This is a genomic window from Nonomuraea sp. NPDC003201, assembly GCF_053590415.1.
The window spans coordinates 1-3,683 of record NZ_JBSFTC010000581.1 but is presented as its reverse complement, the minus strand read 5'-3'; the positions used below and the strand labels follow the sequence as shown (position 1 = coordinate 3,683).

2 protein-coding genes are annotated in these 3,683 nt (G+C 73.7%); one reads left to right on the top strand and one right to left on the bottom strand.

The window, feature by feature from the left end:
• Nucleotides 1-186 precede the first annotated feature (186 nt).
• Complete coding sequence (locus ACWDX9_RS61085; RefSeq protein WP_364242339.1) at nt 187-375, bottom strand: hypothetical protein; 189 nt, start codon at nt 373-375, stop codon at nt 187-189.
• A gap of 138 nt (nt 376-513) precedes the next feature.
• On the opposite strand from ACWDX9_RS61085, the gene ACWDX9_RS61080 reads away from it, so the two are divergent.
• On the top strand, nt 514-1,656 hold the full coding sequence (locus tag ACWDX9_RS61080; protein ID WP_449973075.1) for a sensor histidine kinase: 1,143 nt from the start codon (nt 514-516) through the stop codon (nt 1,654-1,656).
• The last annotated feature ends 2,027 nt before the right edge of the window (nt 1,657-3,683 follow it).

The window sequence follows — 3,683 nt, the reverse complement described above, 5'->3', positions numbered from 1 at the left end:
CCCCGGGGCGGGGTCCGCCCCGCGAGCTGGGTTTTTGCCACGCTACAAAAACCCTTCCCACACACCTCCACTTTTATCTTATGTCGCCCCCCTACCCGCCCCACCTCCTAAGGGCCCCGCTCGCGGGCACCGTCCCCCAACGGCCCCCGCGATGGCTCGCGCACCATGCCCGCGCGAGCCGGGTCCTCAGGCCGCCCTGGACTCGTGGTCCTCTGAGCGAGGCCGGAGCCGTACGACATCCGCCTCGATGAACCGGCCGCTGCCGCCCTCCGCGGGCTCCCCGTTGATGCGGGAGAGCAGCACCGGGTCGGCCAGCGCGAGCAGCACCCCCACCAGCAGCCCGACACCCAGCAGCACGAATCCGATGGCAACCATTTCCTGTCCCCTTCCGACATCTCCCAGCATCGGCGACACCCCATGGCTCCCGCCTCCGCTGAAGGACTGGTCTCCGGCCATGCGTCTCGGCCGAACGGCTGATACGAGATGTCCGACTTCCGGCCTAGGCTCGAGGCCGTGGTGGAGAGCAAGCGCATCGTGTACTGGATCCGGCGGCTGAGCGAGATCGCGATGATCGGCTGGCTGGGCATGATGCTGCTGCTCGACCTCGTGCTGGCCGGCGTCACCGGAGGCGTCCAGTGGCTCGTGCCGTTCTGCGGCGCGGCCGGCATCGCGGCCGTGGTGCTGCGGCGCCGCTACCGGATCGAGGGGTTCAGCATCATGCTGGCCCTGTCGTTCAGCACGTCGATCGTCATCGGCAGCACCGAGCTGCCGGGCGTGCCCGGGATGGCGGAGACGGGATCGCTGCTCATCCTGATCATCGGCGTGCTGCGGCACGTGGAGCCGGTGCGGCGGGCGGCCGTGCTCGCGTGCGTGGGCCTGATCGTGCTGCTGGCCGAGGCCGTCGGCCGCAGGTACAACGACTCGGGGCTGGCGTTCTCGTTCCTGCTGTTCGCGGGGTGGTCGACGGCGGCCGGGGTCGGCGGTTACCTCCGCTTCCAGCAGGAGCGCCGCACGGAGGCCGTCTATTCGGTACGGCGGGCCGAACGCCTCGAACTCGCCAGGGAGCTGCACGACCTGGTCGCCCACTACATCACGGGCATCGTGGTCCAGGCCCAGGCCGCGCGTACGGTCGCCGAGACCAAGCCCGAGGCGGTGGCGCCCGCGCTCGACGCGATCGCCACGGCCGGATCGGAGGCGCTGACCTCGATGCGGCGCATGGTCACGGTGCTGCGCACCGAGGACGACGCGGCCCGCAAACCCGGCGTCACGCTGGCCGACCTGCGGATGCTGACCGAGCGGTTCTCCGCCGAAGGACCGAAGGTGGCGTTCGAGATCGGGCAGGGGCTGGACGATCGCACGCTGCCACCCGAGGTCATGACCACTCTGCACCGGGTGCTCCAGGAATCGCTGACCAACATCCGCAAGCACGCCTCCCGTACCGCCTGGGTCGAGGCGGGGCTGCGGCGCTTCGAGAGGGTGGTGGTGCTGCGGGTGCGGAACTTCGGGTCGGGGTCAGATCCGAAGGTGTCGCGCCTCGGCGGCGGGTTCGGGCTGGTCGGGATGGCCGAGCGGGTGGAGGCGCTGGGCGGCAGGCTCTACGCGGGCCCGTCCGCCGAGGGTGCCTGGGAGGTGGTCGCCGAGTTCCCCCTCCCGTAGGGCCTGCTCGAACGCCTCGCCGCCCAGGACGGTCCGCAGCCGCCCGCCGATCCGCTCCACGTCCAGCCGCTCGCCCACCGGCAGGGGCGCCCCTGCCGCCGCCCGCATGGCCGTGGCCTCTCCGATCAGCCTGGCCGCCTCGACGTGCCTGCCGTCCTGGTCGAGCGACAGGGCTCCCGCCAGGCCTTCGAGCGCCAGCGCGACCGCCCGGGGATCGCCGCTCGCCCGCGCGGCCTCGTACCCCTCGCGATGCCTGGCCAGCGCGAGCGCCACGGCTCCGCGCTGCTCGGCCGCGAAGCCCAGCTCCGCCATGACGAACGCGATCCCGGGCGTCCCCCGCACCTGCCGCAGCCAGTCGAGCAGGGACAGCAGGTACGACTCCGCCTCCTCGTACCTGCCCTGCCGCCGGGCGCTCAGGGCCAGGCCGAGCACGGCGTTCTCCTCGGCGGACTTGTACGACTGCTCGACCGCCAGCCGCCTGGCGCGCTCGTGGTGTTCGTCGGCCCGCCCGTAGTCGCCGGACAACATCGCGATCCGCCCCAGCGCGGCCACCCGGAACGACACCTCGAACCCCGGCTCCTCCGCCAGCCGCAGCGCCTCCTCCCGCAGCCGGGCGGCCCTGGCGTAGTCGCCGCGGATCTCCGCCGCCCGGTCGAGCACGTCCATGGCCTCGATCTGCCCCCATTCGTCCCCGAGCTCCCTGAAGAGCGCCAGGCCCCGCTCGCCGTCGCGTTCCATCGCCGCCAGGTCGGCCCGGCCGACGGCGAGCTTCCCGCGCAGGCAGAGCGCCGCCGCCACACCCCACCGATCGTCCAGCTCCCGGTAGGCCGCCAGCGCTCGCTCCGCCGCCACCTCGTGCGCCCGCCGGTCGCCGTAGGCCCACCGGACGTGGCTCAGGAACCAGTCGGCCAGCGCCGCGCCCGCCGGGTCGAGCTCGGCCCGCCGGACCGGCGAGGCGGGCTCGCCGATCAGCAGCTCGATCCCGGCCAGCCAGACCGACGCCCGCGCCGCCTCCGCTCCGGAGGCGGCCTGCGTACCCAGGGCCGCCGACAGCGAGCGGCGGGCCTCGCGCAGGCGGCCGCGCAGGACCCAGTACCAGGCCAGGGCGTTGACCAGGCGCAGCGGCTCCGGTCCCGCGAGGGCGAGCCGGAGATTGGCGCTCTCGGCGTCGAGCCGGGCGAGCCATTCCCGCTGCCCGGGCCCCTTGAGGTCCGCCCGTTCGGCCAGGGCCGTGTAGTGGCGGGCGTGGCGCTCCCTGATCGCGTCGTACTCGCCCGCCTCGCGCAGCCGCTCCACGCAGTACGCCGTCACGGACTCCAGCAGGCGGTAGCGCGGCCCGGCCACGCGCACCACCAGCGACCGGTCGACCAGCCTGGCCACGGTGTCGAGCACGTCCACGCCGGGCTCGGCGCACACCTCCTCGGCCGCGTCCAGCGTGCACCCGTCGGCGTGCACGGCCAGCCGCCGCAGCACGACGCGCTCGGGTTCGCTCAGCAGCTCCCAGCTCCAGTCGATCATCGCCCGGAGCGTGCGCTGCCGCGCCGGCGCGTCCCGCATGCCCGCGCTGAGCAGCCTGAACCGGTCGTCCAGCCGGTCGGCCAGCTCCCGCACCCCGAGGGCGCGCACGCGGGTGGCGGCCAGTTCGAGCGCCAGCGGGATGCCGTCGAGACGCCGGCAGATGGTGGCCACGGTCTCGCTCGGTGGGACGTTCGCCCGGGCCGTGAAGAGCCGTACGGCCTCGGGTTCGGGCAGGGGCGGCACCACGCGTACGGACTCGCCCGTCACACCCAGCGGCTCCTGGCTCGTGGCCAGCACGCGCAGCCCCGGGGCGGCGCGCAGGAGGGCGGCGGCCAGCCCGGCCGCCTGCTCCACCAGGTGCTCGCAGTTGTCGAGGACGAGCAGCATGCGCTTGCCCGCCAGTGCTCCGGCCAGCCTGGGCGCGAGCGGGGCGGCGTCGTCGTCCCGCGTCGACTTCAGTCCAGCCATTTCAAGAACGGCCCCTGGTGGAGATGAGGGGATTCGAACCC

Excerpts from the sequence above, each read along its gene's own strand:
- ACWDX9_RS61085 (WP_364242339.1), bottom strand. The coding sequence starts at position 375 with ATGGTTGCCATCGGATTCGTGCTGCTGGGTGTCGGGCTGCTGGTGGGG.